Source organism: Bacillus sp. hwrm1, from assembly GCF_040207805.1.
In the GTDB taxonomy this organism is placed as follows: Bacteria; Bacillota; Bacilli; order Bacillales; family Bacillaceae; genus Bacillus; species Bacillus velezensis.
Genome location: NZ_CP157943.1, coordinates 2413233 through 2437097 on the forward strand (window position 1 = coordinate 2413233; position 23865 = coordinate 2437097).

Annotated in this window: 24 protein-coding genes; all 24 read right to left on the reverse strand. The window is 46.6% G+C overall.

Annotation, left to right across the window (positions count from 1 at the left end):
- Positions 1–66: 66 nt before the first annotated feature.
- Positions 67–792 carry a GntR family transcriptional regulator gene (locus ABK447_RS12120; protein ID WP_007409813.1) on the reverse strand — a complete coding sequence of 242 codons (726 nt, stop codon included), beginning with the start codon at positions 790–792 and terminating at the stop codon, positions 67–69.
- A gap of 124 nt (positions 793–916) precedes the next feature.
- Complete coding sequence (locus ABK447_RS12125; RefSeq protein WP_061861466.1) at positions 917–3277, reverse strand: DNA translocase FtsK; 2361 nt, start codon at positions 3275–3277, stop codon at positions 917–919.
- Positions 3278–3411: 134 nt separating this feature from the next.
- Positions 3412–3621: a YlzJ-like family protein gene (locus tag ABK447_RS12130; RefSeq protein ID WP_003154161.1), complete on the reverse strand. Its 210-nt coding sequence runs from the start codon at positions 3619–3621 to the stop codon at positions 3412–3414.
- Positions 3618–4355, reverse strand: a complete 738-nt coding sequence (locus ABK447_RS12135) for a ClpP family protease (protein WP_003154162.1) — start codon at positions 4353–4355, stop codon at positions 3618–3620. The genes ABK447_RS12130 and ABK447_RS12135 overlap by 4 nt, the downstream gene beginning before the upstream one ends.
- A gap of 115 nt (positions 4356–4470) precedes the next feature.
- A complete protein-coding gene (gene rnjB, locus ABK447_RS12140; RefSeq protein WP_221663946.1) occupies positions 4471–6138 on the reverse strand; it encodes a ribonuclease J2 in 1668 nt (555 codons plus the stop codon).
- Positions 6139–6316: 178 nt separating this feature from the next.
- Positions 6317–7186 carry a 4-hydroxy-tetrahydrodipicolinate synthase gene (gene dapA / locus ABK447_RS12145; protein WP_003154166.1) on the reverse strand — a complete coding sequence of 290 codons (870 nt, stop codon included), beginning with the start codon at positions 7184–7186 and terminating at the stop codon, positions 6317–6319.
- 30 nt (positions 7187–7216) lie between these two features.
- Positions 7217–8431 (reverse strand): aspartate kinase, encoded by a 1215-nt coding sequence (dapG, locus tag ABK447_RS12150; RefSeq protein WP_003154168.1) that lies wholly within the window; start codon positions 8429–8431, stop codon positions 7217–7219.
- 87 nt (positions 8432–8518) lie between these two features.
- Positions 8519–9559 (reverse strand): aspartate-semialdehyde dehydrogenase, encoded by a 1041-nt coding sequence (gene asd, locus ABK447_RS12155; RefSeq protein ID WP_007409810.1) that lies wholly within the window; start codon positions 9557–9559, stop codon positions 8519–8521.
- Between the two features lie 134 nt (positions 9560–9693).
- On the reverse strand, positions 9694–10284 hold the full coding sequence (gene dpaB, locus ABK447_RS12160) for a dipicolinate synthase subunit B (protein WP_015239869.1): 591 nt from the start codon (positions 10282–10284) through the stop codon (positions 9694–9696).
- A gap of 2 nt (positions 10285–10286) precedes the next feature.
- On the reverse strand, positions 10287–11177 hold the full coding sequence (gene dpaA, locus ABK447_RS12165; RefSeq protein ID WP_007409808.1) for a dipicolinic acid synthetase subunit A: 891 nt from the start codon (positions 11175–11177) through the stop codon (positions 10287–10289).
- A 157-nt stretch (positions 11178–11334) separates the two neighbouring features.
- Entirely contained in the window at positions 11335–11592 is a 258-nt protein-coding gene (locus tag ABK447_RS12170; protein WP_003154176.1) for a YlmC/YmxH family sporulation protein, read from the reverse strand.
- A 78-nt stretch (positions 11593–11670) separates the two neighbouring features.
- Positions 11671–12906: a pitrilysin family protein gene (locus ABK447_RS12175; RefSeq protein ID WP_033574777.1), complete on the reverse strand. Its 1236-nt coding sequence runs from the start codon at positions 12904–12906 to the stop codon at positions 11671–11673.
- A 39-nt stretch (positions 12907–12945) separates the two neighbouring features.
- Entirely contained in the window at positions 12946–13905 is a 960-nt protein-coding gene (locus tag ABK447_RS12180) for a polysaccharide deacetylase family protein (protein WP_012117569.1), read from the reverse strand.
- Positions 13906–14017: 112 nt separating this feature from the next.
- Positions 14018–16141 carry a polyribonucleotide nucleotidyltransferase gene (gene pnp / locus ABK447_RS12185; RefSeq protein WP_015239868.1) on the reverse strand — a complete coding sequence of 708 codons (2124 nt, stop codon included), beginning with the start codon at positions 16139–16141 and terminating at the stop codon, positions 14018–14020.
- 174 nt (positions 16142–16315) lie between these two features.
- Positions 16316–16585: a 30S ribosomal protein S15 gene (gene rpsO, locus ABK447_RS12190; protein ID WP_003154182.1), complete on the reverse strand. Its 270-nt coding sequence runs from the start codon at positions 16583–16585 to the stop codon at positions 16316–16318.
- Between the two features lie 165 nt (positions 16586–16750).
- Entirely contained in the window at positions 16751–17692 is a 942-nt protein-coding gene (gene ribF, locus ABK447_RS12195) for a bifunctional riboflavin kinase/FAD synthetase (RefSeq protein WP_191974072.1), read from the reverse strand.
- Between the two features lie 19 nt (positions 17693–17711).
- Positions 17712–18641 (reverse strand): tRNA pseudouridine(55) synthase TruB, encoded by a 930-nt coding sequence (gene truB / locus ABK447_RS12200; protein WP_025284736.1) that lies wholly within the window; start codon positions 18639–18641, stop codon positions 17712–17714.
- 84 nt (positions 18642–18725) lie between these two features.
- Positions 18726–19079 (reverse strand): 30S ribosome-binding factor RbfA, encoded by a 354-nt coding sequence (gene rbfA / locus ABK447_RS12205; protein WP_003154185.1) that lies wholly within the window; start codon positions 19077–19079, stop codon positions 18726–18728.
- Between the two features lie 16 nt (positions 19080–19095).
- Positions 19096–19374 (reverse strand): DUF503 domain-containing protein, encoded by a 279-nt coding sequence (locus tag ABK447_RS12210; protein ID WP_003154188.1) that lies wholly within the window; start codon positions 19372–19374, stop codon positions 19096–19098.
- Positions 19371–21521 (reverse strand): translation initiation factor IF-2, encoded by a 2151-nt coding sequence (gene infB / locus ABK447_RS12215; RefSeq protein WP_007611462.1) that lies wholly within the window; start codon positions 21519–21521, stop codon positions 19371–19373. The genes ABK447_RS12210 and infB overlap by 4 nt, the downstream gene beginning before the upstream one ends.
- A gap of 19 nt (positions 21522–21540) precedes the next feature.
- Positions 21541–21843 (reverse strand): YlxQ family RNA-binding protein, encoded by a 303-nt coding sequence (locus tag ABK447_RS12220; protein WP_003154192.1) that lies wholly within the window; start codon positions 21841–21843, stop codon positions 21541–21543.
- A gap of 1 nt (position 21844) precedes the next feature.
- A complete protein-coding gene (gene rulR, locus ABK447_RS12225; protein WP_003154193.1) occupies positions 21845–22120 on the reverse strand; it encodes a glucose-induced regulator RulR in 276 nt (91 codons plus the stop codon).
- Positions 22121–22133: 13 nt separating this feature from the next.
- Entirely contained in the window at positions 22134–23255 is a 1122-nt protein-coding gene (nusA, locus tag ABK447_RS12230) for a transcription termination factor NusA (protein ID WP_094031709.1), read from the reverse strand.
- A gap of 39 nt (positions 23256–23294) precedes the next feature.
- Positions 23295–23765 carry a ribosome maturation factor RimP gene (gene rimP / locus ABK447_RS12235; RefSeq protein WP_007409801.1) on the reverse strand — a complete coding sequence of 157 codons (471 nt, stop codon included), beginning with the start codon at positions 23763–23765 and terminating at the stop codon, positions 23295–23297.
- Between the last annotated feature and the right edge of the window lie 100 nt (positions 23766–23865).

The window sequence follows — 23865 nt, forward strand, 5'->3', positions numbered from 1 at the left end:
CCTTGCAGAAAATAAAGTATGTACTGAAACGGCAAATAAAAAAAACAGACACATGACGCGTCTGTCTTAAAAACGTTTTCTTACAACATGAAAACTGAACTTATCAGCCCGGAAATAATTTAATGAATACAGTACAGGTTCATCATTCTGATTATAGTGGGTTTGCTTCAGCAATAAAAGCGCCGTCTCCGGCTCGCATTCCAAAACCGGTGAAATCGTATCGTGATATCCGATCGGTTCGATATCAGCAACGGCATAGCTGATCACAGACCCGGAGTTTTTTTCCAAAAGATCAAAAATAGACTCCTGTTCATGACAGAAAGAATTCGGCAGAATGTGCATCGGAATCGTATCTAAACAGTAAACGACCGGAGTGCCGCTTGCCGTTCTCACGCGTTCCAAATAAAAAAGCTCCTGCTCAGGCTCAAGCCGGAATCTAGCGATATCTTCATCAGACGGCGTGATGACCTGAGACGACAAAAAAATCGTACCCGGCACCATGTTCGCCTGCTGAATCGTTTTCGTCACGCTGTTGAGCTGTTCAATACCTGAAAGAAACAGCGGTTTTGTATGGACGAAAGTGCCCACACCGTGCCTTCTGATAATCACATGCTCCTCTTCAAGGATACGCAAAGCTTCACGCAGAGTTGCCCGGCTGACACCCATTGATTTTGAAAGCTCAAATTCAGAAGGAAGCTTTTCCTTTTCGGTGTAAATTCCGTTTTGTATATCCTCTTTGATTCGCTCAATCACTTTTAGATACAAGTGACGATTGTCAGCTTTTGTAGACATGTTTCCCCTCCGTAAACCACTTTCATAAATTATTGAACAATTGGGACAACTATATCATGTTTTAATAAAAAAATAAATAGGAATGATTTTGGTGATATCATTTTCAGTGAAAACTCTCTCCTTTTTAAGAAGAGAGCTCATCATATTGTTCCTTAGATAATAGTACTTCCCTCGGTTTGCTTCCTTCATACGGCCCGACGACGCCCCGTTCCTCCATTGCGTCAATCAGACGGGCAGCTCTCGTATATCCGATTCTGAACCGCCTTTGGAGCATGGAGACTGATGCCGTCTGCATGCCGATAATCAAATCGACCGCTTCGTCATAGAGATCATCCGTTACTTCACTGTGTGTTTCCGAAACTTCTTCCGGAATCATCTCTTCTTGGTACTGCGCTTTTTGCTGCGTAATGACATGATCGACGACATGCTCAACCTCTTCATCGGATAAGAATGCCCCTTGCACACGCACCGGCTTATTTGCGCCTACAGGCAGAAACAGCATGTCTCCGCGCCCCAGAAGCTTTTCAGCGCCGCCCATGTCTAAAATCGTCCGTGAATCGGTCTGAGATGAGACACTGAAGGCGATTCTTGACGGGATGTTGGCTTTAATAACACCGGTAATAACGTCGACTGAAGGCCGCTGTGTCGCGATAATCAAATGAATTCCCGCCGCCCGCGCCATCTGTGAAAGTCTCGTAATTGAATCTTCCACGTCGGAAGAAGCGACCATCATCAGATCGGCAAGCTCGTCAACGATGACGACGATGTACGGCAGCTCAGGCTGCTTGACTTCTTCTTCGGCATTTGACCGCTTAATATGATCGTTATAGCCTTCTATATTTCTCGTACCCGTATGGGAGAACAGCTCATAGCGGCGCTCCATCTCATTGACGACCTTTTTCAAAGCCTGCGAGGCCTTTTTCGGATCTGTCACGACCGGCGCAAGCAGATGAGGAATGCCGTTATACACATTCAGCTCAACCATTTTCGGGTCAATCATCATCATCTTCACTTCATGCGGTTTGGCCCTCATCAGAATGCTCGTAATAATACCGTTGACACAGACGCTTTTTCCGCTTCCCGTTGCCCCCGCTACGAGCAGATGGGGCATTTTGTTCAGTTCGGCAAGCACGGCTTCCCCGGAAATATTTCGTCCCAAGCCGATCAGAAGCTTCGCGTCCGGCTTGTCATTGAGCTTGGATTCAAGCACTTCTTTTAACGAAACCATCGCAACTTCAGCATTGGGCACCTCGATGCCGATTGCCGATTTACCCGGAATCGGCGCTTCGATCCGAATATCCTTCGCGGCAAGCGCGAGCGCGAGGTCATCGCTCAGATTCACGATTTTACTGACTTTGACCCCGACGTCCGGATACACCTCATATTTTGTGACCGCCGGACCGAGATGAACCTGCGTCACTTTCGCCTTTACGCCGAAGCTTTGAAAAGTCCGTTCGAGTTTTCTTGCATTCTCGTAAATGTTTTTCTTATCGGTCTGCTGGCCGGTATGTTTCGGGTCAGCCAGTATGTCCAATGAAGGCATTTGATAATCTTTATTTTCAAGCTCTGTAAACGTCATCGGCGGAGCCGCAGCCGTTTCGCCACTGTCTTGAGCGCCGCCGGAAGGCTCATCTTTTGCCGCTTGTGCAGCCTCCTGCGTTTTTTCCGGAATCAGCGGTTCGGCGGGCTCTTCCTGACGGTCTGAAAAGCTTGAAATAATCGGCTCTGAATGGATGATCGGCGAAATGATTTCCTCATCCTCTTCCTCCGGTTCAGGCTCTTCTTTTTTCTTTTGAACCCGTTTTTGTTTTTTGCCCGATTTTGTTTTTGTTTTCGGCGAAGACATATTCGTTCTGACCGTCTTCATATCCTCAAGAAATGCCTGCCATTGACCGCGGATAAACCGGCCGACGGGGCTCGTCCACTTTTTGAGCGTTTCCTGCAGTGAACGGCCCGTTACAAGAATCAGCCCCATTAAGATCAGCACGATCGCCATGATCTGTGAACCCGTTGATGCAAATAAAAAGTGGGAAGCTGCAAACAGTACCGCGCCGATCATGCCGCCGCCCAAATCAGGGGAAGCAGCCTGCTGTTTCATGTCAATCATAAACAGCTCCCACGTGTTGCCGATGACACTTGCCGACCGAATCGACCCGTGATGAGACAGATTTTTAAAGAGCTGCACGTGAGACAGCAGCAATATACTGGCGATAATACAGTACAGCCCTGCCTTTCTTCTCGTTAAAAGGCTTGGACTCTTCTTTTTCCAAAACAGCGAAATTCCGAGAAGGAAGAGCGCAATTAAGCATAAAATAAACCACTCTCCGGCAAAAAAACGGAACAAGTACACAAATGTCTGTCCCACAACGCCGAGCTGCAAAACAGCAATAATCGAGATTGCAACACAGAGCAGTCCGCTTAGTTCGTATTTTAGATTGAGCTTACTCTCTTGTTTCTTTTTAGATTTCCGTTTTTTCTTTGCCACACTCATCACCTTACTGCGTTAAAAAATGTAAAATCATACATCATGAAGAAAAGCAGCCTTTTGCCGGCTGCATTTTTCTGTAGGATTCCCCTATTATAGCATATTTTGCCCCCGAGAAACGGACTGAATGCCGGTTAGATTTTCAGCTTGATTTTTTGTCCAGGAGCGATGTCCGGATTCAGAAAATCCATCGGGTTCGTACTTAAAATCTGTACGACTTCAGCTTCATTTCCCTTCATCTCAACTAGCAGCGGCACGCCGGCGTAATCTACCTGTTCATGCACGCTTTGCTCTATATCCTGACCGTAAACGACTTCTTGGGGCATGACGGTATAAAGGATCATTGAATCATCCTTCCTTCCTCGCCCTTTCGTTCCTCAATCAGCTGATTCAGCTTTTTTATCGCCTGTCCGACGCCGCCCACGGCATCAATTAATCCGTAATCAGCCGCATCTTTCCCGACTACGTTCGTCCCGATGTCCCTGGTTAAGTTTCCTTTTGAAAACATCAGCTCTTTGAATTTTTCTTCGGAAATATTTGAATGATGGGTCACAAAGTTGACGACCCGCTCCTGCATTTTGTCCAAGTATTCAAATGTTTGCGGAACCCCGATAACCAGACCTGTAAGCCGAACGGGGTGAATGGTCATAGTCGCTGTTTCCGCGATAAAACTATGATCACATGACACGGCGATCGGCACACCTATCGAGTGTCCCCCGCCGAGTACGATTGAGACGGTCGGTTTTGATAAGGATGCGAGCATTTCCGCAATCGCAAGCCCCGCTTCCACATCGCCTCCGACGGTGTTTAAGATGATCAGAAGTCCTTCGATTTTCGGATTTTGCTCAATGGCGACGATTTGCGGAATGACGTGTTCATATTTGGTTGTTTTATTTTGCGGCGGGAGCTGGACGTGCCCCTCAATTTGGCCGATGATCGTCAGGCAGTGAATATTGGTATCTTGGGACATTTGCGGCAGAGATGTCTCTCCCAGCTGCTGAATTTTGCTCATAATGCTGTCTTTCGCATCTGATTTTTCGGGCTGCTGTTCTTCGGTGTTTTCCATACGATGATCCATTTTATCTTTCACCCTTTCCGAATGTCTCTTTGTATTATGAACAAAGATGATGATTTCCATCCGGGACATGAACAAAAACAAAGCCGGAGCATCATGCGCTCCGGCTTTGTATACATTATACTTCCATAATGATCGGAATGATCATCGGCTTGCGTTTTGTTTTTTCATAAAGGAATTGATTCAGCGCATCACGCATGGCTTGTTTCAGCGTGGACCATTCTACGGCAGATGTTTCCGTCGCTTCAGTTACGATAGAGCGGACGAGCTCAGTAGCTTGTACAATTAAACCTTCTGATTCTCTGACATATACGAAACCGCGCGTAATGATCTCAGGACCTGATACGAGGTTCTTTTTCTGCTTATCGAGTGAAATTACGACGATGAGAATGCCGTCTTGTGACAATAAGCGGCGGTCTCTCAGCACGATGTTGCCGATGTCGCCGACTCCGAGGCCGTCAATCAACACGTTTCCGTACGTGACTTTATCCCCGATTTTCACATTCTGGCCGCGGAATTCAACGACGTCACCTTTTTCAATCAAGAAAATGTCGCTGCGTTTCATGCCGATCTCTTCTGCGATTTTGGAATGCGCTTTTTGCATTCTGAATTCACCGTTAACCGGAATTAAATATTTCGGTTTCAGCAAATTAAGCATGAGTTTCAATTCTTCCTGCGAACCGTGCCCGGACACATGCACGCGTTTTTGGGCGAAAATGACTTGAGCGCCGGCGCGGGCAAGCAGGTTGACGGTTTTGGAATATATCAATTCATGCCCCGGAATCGGTGTTGATGCAATGACAACGGTGTCTCCTTCTTCAATGTTAAGCTGCTTATGCGCCTGCTTGGCCATCCGCGTAAGAGCGGCCAGCGGCTCACCATGGCTTCCGGCTGTAACAATTGCCACTTCCCGCTTCGGATATTTTTTCACATCCTGCACAGGAATAAACATTTCATCTTCGGCTTCAATATAGCCGAGCTTGCACCCAAGCTGAAGCACGTTTTGCAGATTTTTTCCGGCGATTGCAAGTTTGCGGCCGTTCTGGACGGCAGCCTGTATCACTTGCTGGATCCGGTTGATATTAGACGCGAATACAGCAATGATGACACGGTTTTCTGAATTGTTCATCGCATCGGAAATTTCACCGCTTACATATGCTTCTGACGGAGTATACCCCGGGCGCTCCGCATTGGCGCTGTCAGAAAGCAGGGCGAGCACGCCGCTGTTTCCGATTTTGGCAATTTCGCCAATATCACATGATTGGTGATAAGCAGGCGTCTGGTCAAATTTAAAGTCTCCCGTGCATACAATAGAGCCAAGTGATGTTTTGAAGCTGACTCCCACTGAATCCGGAATACTGTGAATCGTTTTAAAGAACGATACTTTCGTTGAATCAAATGTAATGACTGATTTAGAGTGAACTTCACGCAAATCAGCTTTTCGATTATGCCCGTACTGCTTGAGTTTTTCTCTCAGTAATGCAAGCGTAAGCTTCGTTCCGTATACCGGCACCGACAGCTTATTCAATAAATAAAAGACGCCCCCGATGTTTTCATCGTGCCCGTGTGTCAGAAAGATGGCCTTCACGCGGTCAGCCCGTTCTACTAAGTAGGAAATATCCGGAATGACGACATCAATACCGAGCATTTCATTTTCAGGGTGCATCAGCCCTGCATCCACTACAAATATGTCTGAGTCAATTTCAATGACATATAGGTTCTTCCCAATTTCTCCGACGCCGCCAAGGGCGATAATTCTGACGTTTTCTGTATTTTTCTTTTTCAAAATCTGTATCCTCCTAGTCTCATACCCGTCCATCATCACTTGTTCCTATTATAACTGATATCAATTTTAGAAAACAAGAAGAAGCGGAAGGTTTAGGGAAAACCAATATGTATACAAAACGGTCAAACTCACGATAAAAATGAGAATGACCGCGTATTTTAACTGTATAAATTTTTTCTTACAGTTCGCTGATGACGCTGCTCAGGCTCAGACGTTCATCTTCATTCAGCGGGATAAGAGGAAGACGCACAGATCCGACATCAAGGCCTTTCAGCTGTAGCGCCGTTTTGACCGGAGCCGGATTAGGCGCTTTAAAGAGCTCCTTCATGATCGGCAGAAGCTTCTGATGAATCAGTGCCGCGGTTGCCGTCTGCCCGTTCGTATAGTTTTTAATCATCTGCTGCATGTCAGAACCTACGATATGGCTGGCCACTGACACGACTCCTCTTCCGCCGACTGCGAGAATAGGAAGCGTTAACCCGTCATCACCTGAATAGACGTAAAAATCTTCCGGTGTTTCGGCAATGATTTTCGTAATGGCATCAAGATCGCCGCTCGCTTCTTTAATCGCAGAGATATTCGGTATCTCCGCAAGTCTGATGGCCGTTTCCGGCGCAAGCGAAGCGACCGTTCTGCCCGGCACGTTGTAAAGCATCACAGGAAGAGACGTTTCTTCCGCAATGGCTTTAAAATGACGGTACATCCCCTCTTGGGAAGGCTTATTATAATACGGCGTGACAAGCATAACGCAATCGACGCCGGCTTCTTCAGCTTTTTTTGTCAGTTTAATGGAGTCTTTCGTATTGTTGCTTCCCGTACCCGCAATAACAGGCACGCGTCCGTTCACTTCTTTGACTGTAAATTCAAAGAGTGCAATTTTTTCTTCCGTTGAAAGTGTCGGAGATTCGCCGGTCGTGCCTGCGACGACTAAAGAATCCGTGCCGTTTTTCAACAAATAGTCGATTAATGTAGACAGTTTTTGAAAGTCTACATTCCCTTTACTGTCAAAGGGGGTAATCATCGCTGTAGATATATTTCCGACATTCATTTTTTTCACCTCATCATGATTCAATCACATTTACTTTGAAAGTTCAAACACTTCATGCAGCGCATTTACGGCCGTTACCATATCTTTTTCATGAACGAGCACCCAGATCGTCGTATGGCTGTCGGCAGATTGCAGAATCGGAATGCCTTTATCAGAAAGTGCGGAGACGATTTTTGACGTGACACCCGGAACACCCATTATCCCGGCGCCGACCGCTGACACTTTCGCACAGCTCTCCGTCACTGTCGGCTCATATCCTAATTCAGCCAAAATGCTGCGCGCGGCTTCCGTTTTACTGCCGGCTACGGTATATACGATTTCACTCGGCGTAATGTTAAAGAAATCTACGCTGATTCCGGCATTTGCCATTGCTTTAAAGACTTCAGTCTGAACGTTGTATTGCCCCATTTTGGCGGGAACCTTAAATTGCGTCACATCTTTCACATGGGCGATCCCCGTGATCAGCCGTTCGAATACATCGCTGCCGATGTTAGACGAATGATGGGACGTCACCAAAGTGCCTTTGTCTTTTGAATAAGTGGAGCGCACGCGGATCGGCACCTTTGCCTGCATGGCGATTTCCACCGCGCGCGGATGAATGACTTTCGCGCCTTGATAGGCAAGGTTGCAGATTTCCGTATATGTGACGTTCGGAAGCGGCTTAGCATTTTCCACGATTCTCGGATCGGCTGTCATAACGCCTTCCACGTCCGTAAAAATGTCGATAAACTCAGCATCAACCGCCGCGCCGAGCGCCGCTGCTGAAGTATCGCTTCCTCCTCTGCCGATTGTCGTCGTGTCGCCTTTTTCAGTCGCTCCCTGAAATCCTGCGACAACGACAGCGTCATGGCTGGCAAGTGCAGCGAAAAGCCGCTCTGTTTTCATTTCTATAATTTTGGCGTCAGTATGCTGGGCATTGGTTAAAAAGCCGGCCTGGGCTCCTGTTAAAGCTGCGGCTTTTATGCCGTTTTCCTTCAGCATGCTGGAAAAAACAACGGACGAAATCGTTTCTCCGCAAGACAGAAGCATATCCTGCTCTCTCGGAGAAATGTCGGACTGGCTGCCGTAAAGGAGCCCGATTAAAGAATCTGTCGCGTACGGGTCTCCTTTTCTTCCCATCGCCGATACGACAACAACAACTTTATAACCTTCACTGATGGCATCTTTAATGTGTGCTAGCGCAAGCTTGCGGCCTTTGTCATCTTTTACGGATGTTCCGCCGAATTTTTGAACAATGATCTTCACTATTTTCACTCCAAATTAGTCTGACGTAACAGAAGAGAGCAGGCAGAGCCTTACTCTCTTCTGTTCGCCTATAGAAAATACGTTTGTTTATACGAGGTTCAGTTTTTGCAGGCTTTCCGCGATTTGGACTGAGTTCCAAGCGGCGCCTTTTAACAGGTTATCAGAAACAACCCACAAATGAAAACCGTTTGCTCTGTCCAAATCTTTCCGGATTCTTCCTACAAATACATCGCGTTTGCCGACGCAATCAGCAGGCATCGGGTAAAGTTGCTCCGCCGGATCATCCTGAAGCGTAACACCCGGAGCTTCTTTTAAAAGCTGTTTAATATCTTCAACGGTTGCGTCATCACGGTCAAGCTCAATGTAAACAGATTCTGAGTGCCCTGTTTCAATCGGCAGTCTGACACATGTCGCAGCCACTTCCAGATTCGGCATATGCATGATTTTTTTCGTTTCATTAATCATTTTCATTTCCTCAAACGTATAGCCGTTATCTTGGAATTTATCAATTTGCGGAATGGCGTTAAATGCGATTTGATAATGCTTTTTGTCGCCTTTAACCGGCATAATGGACGGTTCTGCGGGTTCATTGTTTAAAATCGCCTTTGTCTGGCTGTACAATTCCTTCGCCGCTTCATTGCCGGCCCCGGACACAGCTTGGTAAGTAGATACAATGACTTTTTTCAATCCGTACGCTTTGCGGATCGGTTCAAGCGCAGCCACCATCTGAATCGTTGAACAGTTAGGGTTGGCGATAATGCCGTTATGTTTGTGCAGATCACCTTCGTTCACCTCAGGCACCACGAGCGGTGTATTTTCGTCCATACGGAATGCGCTGGTATTGTCAATCACGATGGCTCCCCGTTTTACAGCCTCAGGCGCCAAGCTTTGTGATACGCTTCCGCCGGCGCTGAATAACGCGATATGAACGCCTTCGAAGCTTTCAGGAACAGCTTCCTGCACTGTATATTCTTCGCCTTTAAACGTTACTTTCGTACCAGCAGAACGCTTTGAGGATAGTAGTGTGAGTGTTTCGATTTCAAAGTTTCTGTCTTCCAGTGTTTTCAGCATTTGCTGTCCTACGGCTCCCGTCGCTCCGACAACTGCTACGTGTAATCCTCTTCCCATCTGTAAAACTCCTTCCGCCAATTAAGCATCATTTGTTGAATTGACTTTGCATTTTACGTTTTATTTTACCATAGAATAGTCACGGATTGATCGAATTTTTTTATTCCGGAATGATTTTCTGTCATCATGATTTTTTATTCTTGGTGGTGTACGAGCACCGGCTGAACCTGCTGGTGCAAAAGAGCTTTTTCTACCGTAATCGGAAGGAGATCCATTCTGGCGACGAGCGATGTCGGTTTTTTCACGTGGTCGTCCTGGCCGAACGGGATGAAATATATGTTTTTTGCGGACATCAGCCTCATTAAATTCGTTCCGTTTAAACCGAGTCCGTCGTTTGTCGAAATTCCGAGCACGACCGGGCGGCCGTTGCGGATCGTGGCTTTCGCAGCCATAAGGACGGGGCTGTCAGTCATCGCATTTGCGAGTTTGCTCATTGAATTTCCGGTTAAAGGGGCGATGACCATGCAGTCGAGCGGAAGTTTCGGCCCGAGAGGCTCCGCTTTTACGATGGAATCAATCGCCTCAAAGCCTGTTGCTTCTTCAATTTTTCTGACCCAATCTCCCCCCTCCCCAAAGCGGGTATCGGTCGATTGAACGGTTGATGTCACGACCGGCCGGACTTCAGCTCCTTGACTGATAAGCGCCTCTATTTGCGGAAAAACTTCCTCATATGTGCAATGCGAGCCGGTTAATCCGAATCCGATTCTTTTCCCTTTCAGAGACATGGTTATTTCCCCTCTTTCTTTAAGTCTGCCAAAAGCTTGCTCAATACGTTCGCAATAATCTGTCCGGCTGTTTTCGGGGCCACAATTCCCGGAAGACCCGGAGCAAGCAGCGCTTTAATGCCTTGTTTTTCAGCATATTTGAAATCCGTTCCGCCCGGACGGGATGCTAAATCCAAAATCAAGGTCTTCGGCGTCATGCGCGATAAAACGCTTTGATTCAGAATCAAGCTCGGTACGGTGTTAATGCAGATATCAATATCATTTACATGTTCAGTAAGCTCTTCAAGTTGAAAAGGAGAAAGCCCCATTTCCGTTATACGGGCCAAATGAGCCGAACTCCGCGCGCCCACTTTTACCTTCGCTCCTAACGCCGCAAACGTCCGGGCGATCGTCATACCGGTGCGCCCCATGCCGAGAACGGCGACATTTGATCCGTGAATGGTATAATCCGTATGCTGAATCGCCATCATGATTGTTCCTTCAACAGTGGGAATCGAGTTGAATATCGCGATATCGTCCCGTTCAAATAATTTCACAAGTTTGCGGCCGGCTTCGCTGGCGATCCCCTCAAGATACGCGTTGGAGATGCCTGAATAAATGACGCAATGCTCCGGTGTCCGCTCAAGATAGCTCTGCTTTAATACCACTTCTTCATTTGAAAAAACCGTGGAAACAACGCCTTCTCCGGTCGTTGCCGATACGGGCAGGATGATACTGTCTATTTTTTGAAAGGGAATCTCATCAATTTTGCATTTGACGGTTCCTGTAAAACCGTCATCCAATTGGTCAAACCCTGCAAGATAAATATCGGCATGCTGTTCTGTCAGCTTTCTTATAATCTCAAGCTGTCTTGCGTCACCGCCAATGATCGCAATTGTCAATCCGGTTAACATCTGAAACGTTCACCTTCTTTACAGTTACTGGATCTTTTAAGTGTCATCCTCCTCTTCATCGTATGTGCAAAGAGAAAGGGCGGTGAATGTACAGCGTTCTTTTTCATGAAAAAAGCACCGGCTGTATGAGCCGGTGCTTGCAAAAAATGAATAAGATCTACTCTTCGGGAGGCGTGATCTCCCCCGGAACGTCTAAAATGATCATGTCTGACCCGATTTTTTGGATATGGTTCCAGGGGACGCGGATGTCGTGGCCTTGTTTTCGCAATCCGAACCATTTTACCGTCGGTATCAACAGCGCGGTAATTTGTCCGTCCTGTTCATTAATTTCCAAATCGGTCTGGCCGAGCACGCCGAGCCGCTCTGCCCGTTTAATGTCCACAATTTCTTTACCTGAAAGTTCACTGAGCCTCATGATAGCCACCCCCTTGTACTATATGACCCGGAGCAAAAAAAAATGCCTGCCCCGTATAGAGGCAGACTGCTTTTCCGATTAAGACGAGGCCGGCATATTGCCGGTCGGGCTGATGAGCGATAGTGCGTAATCATCCGTAAATAAGCGGCGGCTGAGGCCGTTGACGCTTTCCAGGCTGACCGCATTTAATTCAGTGATAATTTCATCCATGGTCTTATGCTTTCCGAGCAGGAGTTCGTTTTTCCCGTTCCGGCTCATTTTGCTGTTTGTGCTCTCTAAGCTGAGCATTAAGCTCCCCTTCATTTGCTCTTTGCTGTTTTCCAGCTCTTTCGAGGTGATACCGTCACGTTTTAGAACCGATAACGTTTCCTGAATAGTTTCAGACAGAAGTCCGAGCTGATTCGCGCCGGTGCCTCCGTAAATCGTCAGCATACCGCTGTCTTCATAGGAACTGTGATAGCTGTATACAGAATAGGCCAGTCCTTTATCTTCGCGCACATCCTGGAAAAGACGGCTGCTCATGCTTCCGCCCAGCACATTGTTTAAGACGATCAAATCGTAAATGTCCGGATCTCCGACTTTCAGGCCTTTGAAACCGAGACAGAGATGCGCCTGTTCGGTGTCTTTTTTTCTGGTCAGCTTTTCATAATGAAACTCAGGCTCGCTGATGCCGCTTGCTTTGCCCTTCGCTTCGTATGTACCGAACCATTTCTCCACGTCTTTAATGAATTGTTCCGTTACATTTCCGGCGACAGAAATGACGACGCGGTCCGGCGTGTAAAAGTCATCCATATGCTGTCTGAGAGAATCGCCGTTAAATGACGAAAGCGTTTCCTCCGTCCCGAGAATCGGGTAGCCGAGCGAATGATTGCCGTATGTCGCTTTGCTCAGCAGATCGTGGACAATATCATCCGGCGCGTCTTCATACATTTTGATTTCTTCATATACGACGTTCTTTTCTTTTTTGAGCTCATCTTCGTCAAAAGCAGAATGAAAGAACATATCAGCCAGCACATCAAGTGCGTAGTTTGCATGCTCATCCAGCACTTTGGCGTAATAGCACGTATATTCTTTTGAAGTGAAGGCATTCACTTGGCCGCCTATCCGATCAAAGGATTCTGCGATTTCACGTGCGGACCTGGTATTTGTTCCTTTAAAAAACATATGCTCAAGAAAGTGCGAAATACCGTTTGTATCCGGCGTTTCATGACGTGATCCCGTCCCGATCCATACGCCGATTGCCACAGACCGCACCGTTGGATTATTTTCAAGCACAACTCTTACACCGTTTTGGCATGTATAGCGTTTTATCAAGTCTGTTCCTCCTATTCAAAGACAGGCAACTGCCGCCTGCTACTTCATCAGCCTGTTTTCATCCATTAAGTCAGACACTGAGCCGAGCGCGTAGCCTTTTTCTTTGATTTTTGCAATCAGTGTATCCAGGCTTTTCGCAGTCGGATCAGTCGGATGCATTAAAATCATGGCTCCGTTATGTATTTTGCTCAACACCCTTGTTTGTAAAACAGCCGGAGACGGTTTTTGCCAGTCAATGGTGTCCACGGTCCACATGATGGTGCCCATTCCTTTTTCCGCCGCAAGATCGACCACAGCTTTTCTGAAGCTGCCGCTTGGCGGCGCAAACCATTTCGGCTTTATGCCGAGCGTCTCGCTGATTTGTGCATTGGTTTTGTCAAGCTGTTCGGAAATGCTTCCTGAAGTCAGTTTGCTCATATCAGGGTGATTGTATGAATGATTTCCGATTTCATGTCCGTCTGCCGCTATTTTTTTCCCCAGCTCCTGATTGTTTTTCAGCCATTTCCCTTCAAGAAAGAAAGTTGCTTTGACCTGGTGCTGCTTCAGAATAGGCAGCATTTGCTCCACGTATTCATTTCCCCAGGCGACATTTATCAGGAAAGCGACCATCGGTTTGTCGGGATTTCCTTTATAAATGGGTTCGGGCGCGAGAGAATCAAGATGGACTTTCGGTTTTACCTGCTCATAGACAAGGCCGTCTTCGTGAAATTCTCCGTCCTTTTTCATTTGTTTATAGGATTTTTCCACATTGACTTTTAAACCGTTATATCCCGGTATACTCTTCCATATTTTATCAATCCGCGCGTCTTGCGGCTTCACTTCATACTCTGACGCTTTTTGCAGTAATTCTTCATAGAGCGGATCTTTTGATGCTGACACAGTTACAGCGTCTTTTTTCATTGCGTCTATGTAATCAACTGTATACGGATTTTTTAACATTTCAAACGAAACAAAAAAAAGAAATAAAAAAACGGCAAACGGCACGAATTTTTTCAACATGTCCTTCCCCCCTCCTCACACATTATGTATGAGGAGGACAAGGTAGAACCCGTCTGTTGTCTTTCTCAAAATAAAGAAGCCGGGTCTCCCAGGCTCCTTGTTAGGTTTTCATTTAAGATTGTTGTTGTTCCTGTTCTTTTTCTTTCTCTTCGCGCAGCACTGCTTTACGCGACAGATTCACTCGTCCCTGTTTGTCAATTTCAGTTACCTTCACAAGGATTTCGTCACCGATTTTCACAACATCCTCAACCTTGCCGACCCGTTCGAGCGCTAGTTCAGAGATGTGAACGAGACCGTCTTTTCCGCTGAAGATTTCAACGAAAGCGCCGAATTTCTCAATCCGTTTGACTTTACCGAGGTAAAGCTGGCCGACTTCGACTTCTCTGACAAGATCTTCGATGATTTTTTTCGCTTTTTGGTTGCTGCTTTCATCAGTAGAAGAAATAAAGATGGTGCCGTCTTGTTCAATGTCAATTTTAACACCGGTATCTTCAATGATTTTGTTGATTTGTTTACCGCTCGGTCCGATAACATCACGGATTTTATCCGGATTAATGTTCATCGTTAAAATTTTCGGCGCATATTGAGAAAGTTCTTTTCTTGATTCACCAAGCGTGCTGAGCATGCTGTTCAAGATTTCCATTCTTCCTTTTTTCGCCTGCTGAAGCGCTTCTTCAAGAATTTCTCTTGAAAGACCTTCAATTTTAATGTCCATTTGCAGCGCTGTCACGCCTTTTTCCGTGCCGGCTACTTTAAAGTCCATGTCACCGAGGGCGTCTTCCATCCCTTGAATATCCGTTAATACCGTATAGTACTCGCCTGATTTCACAAGTCCCATCGCGATACCCGCAACAGGGGCTTTAATCGGAACACCTGCGTCCATCATGGCAAGCGTGCTCGCGCAAATGCTGGCCTGTGAAGTGGAACCGTTTGATTCAAGCACTTCGGATACGAGGCGGACCGTATACGGGAAGTCTTTTTCATTCGGAATGACCGGCTCAAGCGCACGCTCTCCAAGAGCACCGTGACCGATCTCACGGCGTCCCGGTCCGCGCATCGGGCCTGTCTCCCCTACGCTGAACTGCGGGAAGTTATAATGATGCATAAAGCGTTTTGATTCTTCCACGCCTAAACCGTCAAGAATCTGAACGTCCCCAAGGGCGCCTAATGTACATACGCTGAGCGCCTGCGTCTGTCCTCTCGTAAACAGCCCGGAGCCGTGCGTTCTCGGCAGAAGGCCGACTTCTGAAGAAAGCGGACGGATCTGATCAACGCCGCGGCCGTCCGGACGGACTTTTTCTTCTGTGATCAAACGGCGCACTTCGTTTTTCACAAGTTTAGACAGTGTCTGTTTCACTTTTTTAATCGTATCTTCATCATGCTCTTCTTCTTCGAATTTCGCGACAACTGCATTTTTCACTTCATTAATCGCGTCTTCGCGAGCATGTTTTTCGTGAACCTGAATGGCGCTGAGAAGATCCGGCTCCGCAAGGCTTTTTACTTTTTCGCTGAGCTCTTCGTCAATTTCATACAGTTGGATTTCTGTTTTCTCTTTGCCGACTGCTGCGACGATTTCTTCTTGGAATGCGATCAGGCGCTTAATTTCTTCGTGACCGAACATAATCGCCTCAAGCATGATTTCTTCAGGTACTTCATCCGCTCCGGCTTCCACCATGTTGATGGCGTCTTTTGTGCCTGCAACGATGAGGTTGATATCACTTTTTTCAAGCTGGTCAACCGTCGGATTGATGACGAATTTCCCGTCAATGCGGCCTACCGTCACACCCGCGATCGGGCCTTCAAACGGGATATCGGAAACGCAAAGAGCGAGTGATGAACCGAACATTGCAGCCATTTCAGATGAGCAGTCCTGATCAACACTCATGACAATGCTGATGACCTGTACTTCGTTACGGAATCCGTCTGCGAAAAGCGGGCGGATCGGACGGTCGATCAGACGGCTGGCTAAAACGGCCTTTTCACTTGGACGGCCTTCTCTTTTAATAAAACCGCCCGGAATTTTACCTACTGCGTATAATCTTTCTTCATAGTTAACGGTAAGCGGGAAAAAATCTAGCGGTTTCGGTTCTTTTGATGCGGTTGCTGTGCTGAGCACTGCAGTATCGCCGTAGCGGACCATGACAGCGCCGTTTGCCTGTTTGGCAAGCTGGCCGGCTTCTACTGTAAGCTGTCTGCCGGCCCAATCTATGGTAAAGACATGTTTCTCTTGTCCCATTCGATTACGAGCTCCTCTCTTAATGTGTGAAATAATCAATTACTCCTATTATGAACGAAATGAATTGAACATATCAATGTCAAAGTAGTATGTAAAAGGATTTCATTGTTTTTTTATCATTATTTTTTTCGCTTTAATACGATAAAAAAGCGGGAATCCTCCCGCTTTTTACGATTATCGACGTAAGCCTAGTTTGTTAATTAACTCACGGTAACGAGTTACGTCTTTATTACGCAGATACGTAAGAAGATTACGACGTTTACCTACCATTTTAAGAAGACCGCGACGTGAGTGGTGATCTTTCTTGTGAGTACGCAAATGCTCGTTCAAGTTGTTAATTGAGTCTGTTAGGATAGCGATCTGAACTTCTGGAGATCCAGTATCAGATTCGTGTGTTTTGAACTCACTGATGAGTTGATTTTTACGCTCTTGAGTAATTGCCATCCTGTTTCACCTCCATATCATAATTAGCCCCAGTTACCTAGCAACCGTCGGTGACTTCGGATTGCCAAGCAATGGTTTTAAGACTACGAAACATATGATACTAAAAATCGCGCCCATATGCAAATCTTTTAGAAGAAAATTTGTGTACTTTTGATGTTTTTTCCGTTATTTGCTGAAAAAACGGATCGCTTCTTGTTTGTCTTTCCCGATCTGAGCCGTCAGTTCTTCGATGCCGTTAAATTTCCGTTCGCTTCGGATTCGTTTGTACCACTCGATTTTAACGTCTTCTCCGTATACATCCTGCTGAAAATTAAACAAATGAACTTCAATTGACGGCTGATCGGGGCGCTTTTCATAAAAGGTCGGTTTGTAGCCGATGTTGCAGACGCCTTCATACACCTCGCCTTTTATTTCGGCTTTCACTGCATACACGCCTGTCGGCGGCACGATATAGCTGTTTTGCAGGCCGACATTCGCGGTCGGAAAACCGATGGTGCGGCCTCTTTTGTCTCCGTGAATCACAGTGCCCCGGATAAAATACGGCTGGCCGAGAAGAGTGTGCGCAAGTTCAACGTCACCATCCTGCAGCGCTGACCGGATATAAGTGGAGCTGATCTTTCTGTCCTGCTCGGTCTGTTTCTCGACAGTCGTGCATCCGGCCTTGCCATTTAAATCATCCGGCAGCGTCTCCATCGTGCCTTTTCCGTATTTTCCGTACGTAAAATCAAAGCCTCCCACAGCGTGCCGCGCGTTTAACCCTAAAATATACTCCTCGGCAAACTGTTTTGGAGACAGAGACGCAAACGCTTCATCAAACTTTACGACATACAGCACATCAGCGCCTAAACGCCCGATCTGGCTGATTTTATCTTCAAGCGGCGTAATCAGATCCTTTGGCTCTTTGTCCCTGCCCAACACATGGGAAGGGTGGGGATGAAACGTCATAACGGCCAGCGACAGGCCTTTTTCTTCGGCAATTTGTCTGGCTGTTCCGATTACTTTCCGGTGTCCCAAATGAACGCCGTCAAAGTAGCCGAGCGCCATGACAGACGCCGGCTGCTCTTCTTTTTGTAAATGATGCGGATGAGAAATATGTATCGTCTTCACAGAACGGTCACCTTTTTTCTTATTGTTCGCTTTTTTGCATGAGCACTTTAGCCGGTTTCAGCAGTCCTTTTTTTGAAGGATGCGGCATATAAATGGCCACACATTCTCCGTCTTCAGTACAGACCGCTATACGGGCGTCAGCTGTCATTGCAGAAAATTCCGCCGGGATGTCAAACACTGACCCGTTTTCAGCTTTCTTAGCTAATGTATCACTTATGACCCATTTCGGCAAATGATTGAGCGCTCTTTCAATCGGCACGGCATGCTCTGCAACCATGCCGTCTGAAACCTGCTGTTCAAGTTCCTCAAACGTGAAACACTCATCAAGGCTGAAATCGCCGGAAGCGGTGCGGATGAGATGCGACATATGCGCGGGATAGCCGAGTTTTTCACCGATTGTCACCGCCAATGTTCTCACGTAAGTGCCCTTTGAGCACGTGACTGTAAAGCGGAATGATGCTGTGTCTTCTTTATAAGTGACAGGGGAAGTGAGCGCGATATCTTCAATCGTGATATTCCGCTTCGGCCGCTCCACTTCAATACCCGCCCTGGCGTATTCATAGAGCTTTTTCCCGTTGACCTTTACAGCGGAATACATCGGCGGCACTTGCTCCTGCGGTCCCTTCAGTTCGTCTAAAACGGCTTTGATATCCGCTTCTTTCAGCGGCTCCTTGACAGGTTTTACGCTGACCGTTTCTCCAGTCTGGTCTTCGGTCGATGTGGAGAAGCCGAGAGTGATCTCAGCATCATACGTTTTTGACTTGTCGGTGACGTACTCAACAATCTTTGTGGCCCGTCCGACACAGATCGGCAGTACGCCTGACACTGCCGGATCAAGCGTTCCCGTATGTCCGACTTTCTTTGTTTTTAACAGTTTTCTTATTTTCATGACACAGTCGTGAGAAGTCATGCCGACCGGTTTATGTAAAAGGAGAACTCCGTTAACCATATGTCTTTCGCTCCTTTGTTATCAATTGTATCCCGTAAAACGCAGAAAAGAGGACAGACGACACTCGCCCATCCTCTTTCCTTGTTATTCAGACGGTTTATCTGAATGCAGTTCGTGAATCAATGTTTCAATACGGTTGCCGTACTCAATTGATTCATCAAATTCAAATTCAAGCTCAGGCGTTTTTCGAAGTCTGATTCGGCTGCCGATTTCGGAACGGATAAATCCTTTCGCTTTCTCAAGCCCTTTCAGCGCCTCCTCTTTCTTTTTCTCTCCGCCGAGAACGGAGATATACACCTTCGCTATTTGTAAATCACCTGAAACACGTACGTCTGTTACAGTGAGAAATCCGATTCTCGGGTCTTTCAGCTTTCGGCTGATAATATCCCCGAGCTCTTTTTTCATCTGCTCGCCGACACGGTTTGCTCTCATACTCAATTCAATCACCTCTAAGTTAAAACCACTCTGTTCTAGTGATCGTCCGTTCTATTTCGGGAAAGGAGTCAATAAACGCGAGTACACGCTGGATCTCCTTTTCCGCCTGAACGTGAGAGGAGGAGACGACGGCGATTCCGAAGCTGGTCCGCTGCCAAGTGTCCTGATAGCCGATTTCTGCGGCCGACACGTTGAACTTATTCTGAACCCTCGTTATAATCCGCTTCAGAACGGCTCGTTTCTCCTTTAATGATCCCGCATCATAAATGATGCATTCACATTCCGCAAATCCGATCACTTTCTTTCGATTTCCTGCATGACATACGCTTCAATGATGTCGCCTTCGCGAATGTCATTGTATTTCTTAATTGTAATACCACATTCATATCCTTGTGAAACTTCTTTCACATCATCTTTGAAGCGTTTCAGAACGTCTACTTCCCCTTCGAAGATGACCACGCCGTCACGGATCAGGCGGAGTCCGCTGTCACGTGTAATGTGGCCGTCTGTTACATATCCGCCGGCAATCGTGCCGATTTTCGACACTTTGAATGTTTGGCGCACTTCAACCTGACCGATGACTTTTTCTTCGTATTCAGGATCAAGCATTCCTTTCATCGCCGCTTCAATTTCTTCGATGACTTTGTAAATGATACGGTGAAGACGGATATCTACATTTTCAGCTTCAGCCGTGCTCTTAGCATTTCCGTCTGGGCGCACATTAAACCCGATAACAATTGCATTTGAAGCAGATGCGAGAATGATGTCTGATTCCGTAATCGCACCGACGCCTGTGTGAATGATTTTCACTTTTACGCCTTCTACTTCAATTTTTTGAAGAGCGGCTGTTAACGCTTCGGCTGAACCTTGAACGTCAGCTTTTACGATTAAATTGATGTCTTTGACATCGCCTTGTTTAATTTGTTCAAACAGATCATCGAGGCTCAGCTTCGCTTTGTCGCTGCGCTGTTCTTCCAGTTGCTTGGAAGCGCGTGCTTCACCGACAGAACGGGCTGTTTTTTCGTCTTTAAAGACGAGGAATTGATCGCCAGCCTGCGGTACGTCGTTTAAGCCAGTAATTTCTACAGGTGTGGACGGTCCGGCTGTTTTCACGCGGCGGCCGAGATCATTGACCATGGCCCGCACGCGGCCGAATGTATTTCCGACAACGATCGGATCTCCGACATTCAATGTTCCCGTTTGAACGAGAAGTGTCGCGACAGATCCTCTTCCTTTATCGAGCTCAGCTTCAATAACCGTTCCTTTTGCCTGACGGTTCGGATTGGCTTTCAGCTCTTCCACTTCACTGACAAGCAGAATCATTTCGACAAGCTCGTCAATTCCCTTGCCTGTAAGAGCGGACAGAGGAACGAAAATCGTTTCTCCTCCCCATGCTTCAGGAACGAGTCCGTATTCAGTCAGCTCCTGCATGACACGGTCAGGGTTCGCGCTTTCTTTATCCACTTTATTCACGGCAACGATAATCGGAACCTCAGCCGCTTTCGCATGGTTGATGGCTTCGACTGTCTGCGGCATAACGCCGTCATCAGCCGCTACAACTAAAATGGTAATATCAGTTACTTCCGCACCGCGCGCACGCATTGTTGTGAACGCCGCGTGTCCCGGAGTATCTAAGAACGTGATTTTTTTGCCGTTTTCTTCGATCTGGTAAGCCCCGATATGCTGGGTGATTCCGCCGGCTTCACCTTCAACAACTTTTGTTTTTCTGATGCTGTCAAGGAGGGTCGTTTTCCCGTGGTCAACGTGGCCCATGATCGTCACGACAGGCGGACGGATTTGAAGATCTTCTTCTTTGTCAGCCTCTTCATATTTTTCAAGCTCAGTTTCTTCAAGCACAATCACTTCTTCTGTTTCTACACCGTATTCAGATGCGATCAGTTCGATTGTGTCTTTGTCAAGCTCCTGGTTAATGGTAGCCATTACGCCCAGAAGCATCAGTTTTTTAATGAGTTCAGACGGCTCTTTGCCCAGTTCCTCGGCTAAAGCTCCGACTGTTAAAGAGCCGGAAAACGTAATTTTCTCAGGAAGCTCTTTTTTCGGCTTCAGCGGTTTTTGCTGATACTGATTTTTGTTGTTATGATTGCGTTTGTTTTTGTTTTTGTTGTTGTTGTTATTCTTCTTGTTTTTGTTAAATTGATTATTCTGCACGTCATTCTTCTTTCCGTCTCGAATTTTGTTTGGTTGATTCCCAGCAGGCTGCTGATTAATCCCTTGCGGCTTGTTTTTGTTCGTTTCCGCAGGCTTCTGAGATGTAACGCCGGCGCCGCCTTTTTTAAATTTCGCATCAAGCTGCTTAATGGTCTTTTCTTCAAGCATTGCCATATGGTTATTTACTACTATATCCATGTTTTTCAGCGCAGTCAAAATTTCCTTGCTTGAAACATTGATGGCTTTTGCATATTCGTAAACTCTCATTTTAGCCATTCGTTCACCCCCAAAAATATTAATCGAGCAAGCTGATCAGCTTATTCGCAAAACCTTGGTCAGTGACGGCGACAACGACACGTGATTCCTTGCCGATAGAGCGGCCGAGATCAGCGCGGCTTTCGACTTTTTTATAAGGCACTTTATAATAATTGCATTTATCGGATACTTTTTTTGCAGTATTCGCAGATGCATCTTCTGTCAGCAGAACAAGTTTTGCACGCGCATTTCTAATTTCTTTTATAACCAAGTCCTCGCCCGACACGACCTTACGAGCTCGATTGGCCAGACCCAGCAAGGGAAACCATTCCATTCCAGACATGTTATTTTTTCACCTTTTCCGCCAGTTCCAGCAATTCTTCGAAAATCTGGTCATCGATTTGTGATTGAAATTGATTTTGCAATGTGTTTTTCTTTTTCGCAGCTAAGATGCATTCTTTCTCAAGGGTGATATAGGCACCCCGCCCGTTCTTCTTTCCGGTCGGATCGACTGAAATCTCTCCTTCTTTAGAACGGACAATTCGGATCAGTTCCTTTTTAGGCTTCATTTCCCCCGTTACCACGCATTTGCGCAGAGGAATTTTTTTTCGCTTATTCACCTAAAGTCACCTCTTATTCATCCGATTCGGCTGTTTCAGGCTCCATAAAGAGCGGCTCTAAATCGTCATCTTCTTCATGCTCTCTCGGATAGATGCCAAGGTCTCTTGCATCCGTTTCACTTTTGATATCGATTTTCCAGCCTGTCAGTTTCGCGGCTAAGCGGGCGTTTTGCCCTCTTTTTCCGATTGCCAGAGAAAGCTGGTAATCAGGAACGATGACAGTCGTGGCTTTTTCTTCTTCGCTGACGATGACATCCAGCACTTTAGACGGGCTGAGCGCATTGGCAACAAATTCAACCGGATCATCAGACCAGTTGACGATATCAATTTTTTCGCCCTTCAGTTCATTGACGATCGCCTGTACGCGCTGGCCTTTAGGACCGACGCATGAACCGACCGGATCAACGCCAGGATCATCAGTGCGGACGGAGATTTTAGAGCGGTCGCCCGCTTCTCTGGCAACGGATTTCAGTTCGACCGTTCCGTCATAAATTTCCGGCACTTCGATTTCAAAAAGACGCTTCAACAGACCAGGATGCGTTCTTGATACATAGATCTGCGGCCCTTTTGTCGTTTTTTCGACTTTTGTGATAAATACTTTAATCCGATCGTGCGGTTTATAGCTCTCATTCGGCATTTGTTCATTGACGGGCAGCAGCGCTTCAATCTTGCCGAGAGACACGTAAATAAACTTGCTGTCTAAGCGCTGTACAATTCCCGTCATGATGTCTTCTTCACGATCGATAAATTCTGAGTAAATCACGCCGCGCTCAGCTTCACGGACACGCTGCGTCACCACTTGTTTCGCCGTCTGCGCAGCAATGCGGCCGAAGTCTTTCGGCGTTACTTCTATTTCAACGACATCTCCGACAAGGTAGTTCGGATGGATGTGCTGAGCGTCGTCAAGCGAGATTTCAAGTCTTGAATCGTATACCTCGTCTACGACATCCTTTCTTGCGAACACGCGGATCGTGCCCGTCTCACGGTTCAGATCGACCCGTACGTTTTGCGCCTGGTTAAAATTTCGCTTATACGCGGAAATTAAGGCAGCTTCAATTGCTTCGATGATAATGTCTTTACTGATGCCTTTTTCTTTTTCAAGAATAGTGAGAGCATCTAATAGTTCACTGCTCATGTTAGCGGTCTCCCCCCTTAAACACTAATACTTCATTCATTAAAATGTTACAGCTAATCTTGCGTTAGCTATTTTTTCATACGGAATATTGACCCGTTTCTTTCTTGTTTTGACCGTCATCTCTATTGTAACAGTTTGTCCATCGAATTCAGCCAATTTGCCTTCAAACACTTTTAAACCGTCAATCGGTTCGTACGTTTTCATGTACACATTTTTGCCCAGTGATTTTTCGAAGTCGGCTTTTTTCTTTAATGGACGCTCGGCTCCAGGAGAAGATACTTCAAGAAAGTAGTTCTGGGTGATCGGATCGGCCTCATCCAGCTTTTCGCTTAACGCTTCGCTGACTTTGGCGCACTCCTCAATATCAACACCGTTCTCGGAATCAATAAACACGCGAAGGAACCAGTTTTGACCCTCTTTGACAAATTCAATGTCTACGAGTTCAAGCTGAAGGTCATCCAGTATGGGCTGAGCCATTTCTTGAACGGTATCAGTCACTTTTTTGCTCATGTTTTTCCTCCTTGTGCTGTCGATATCATATCAGCCGTTCCTCTGCATAAAAACCCTGCTTCAAAAGAGCAGGGGCATTGAGAAAACGATGGACATGTCG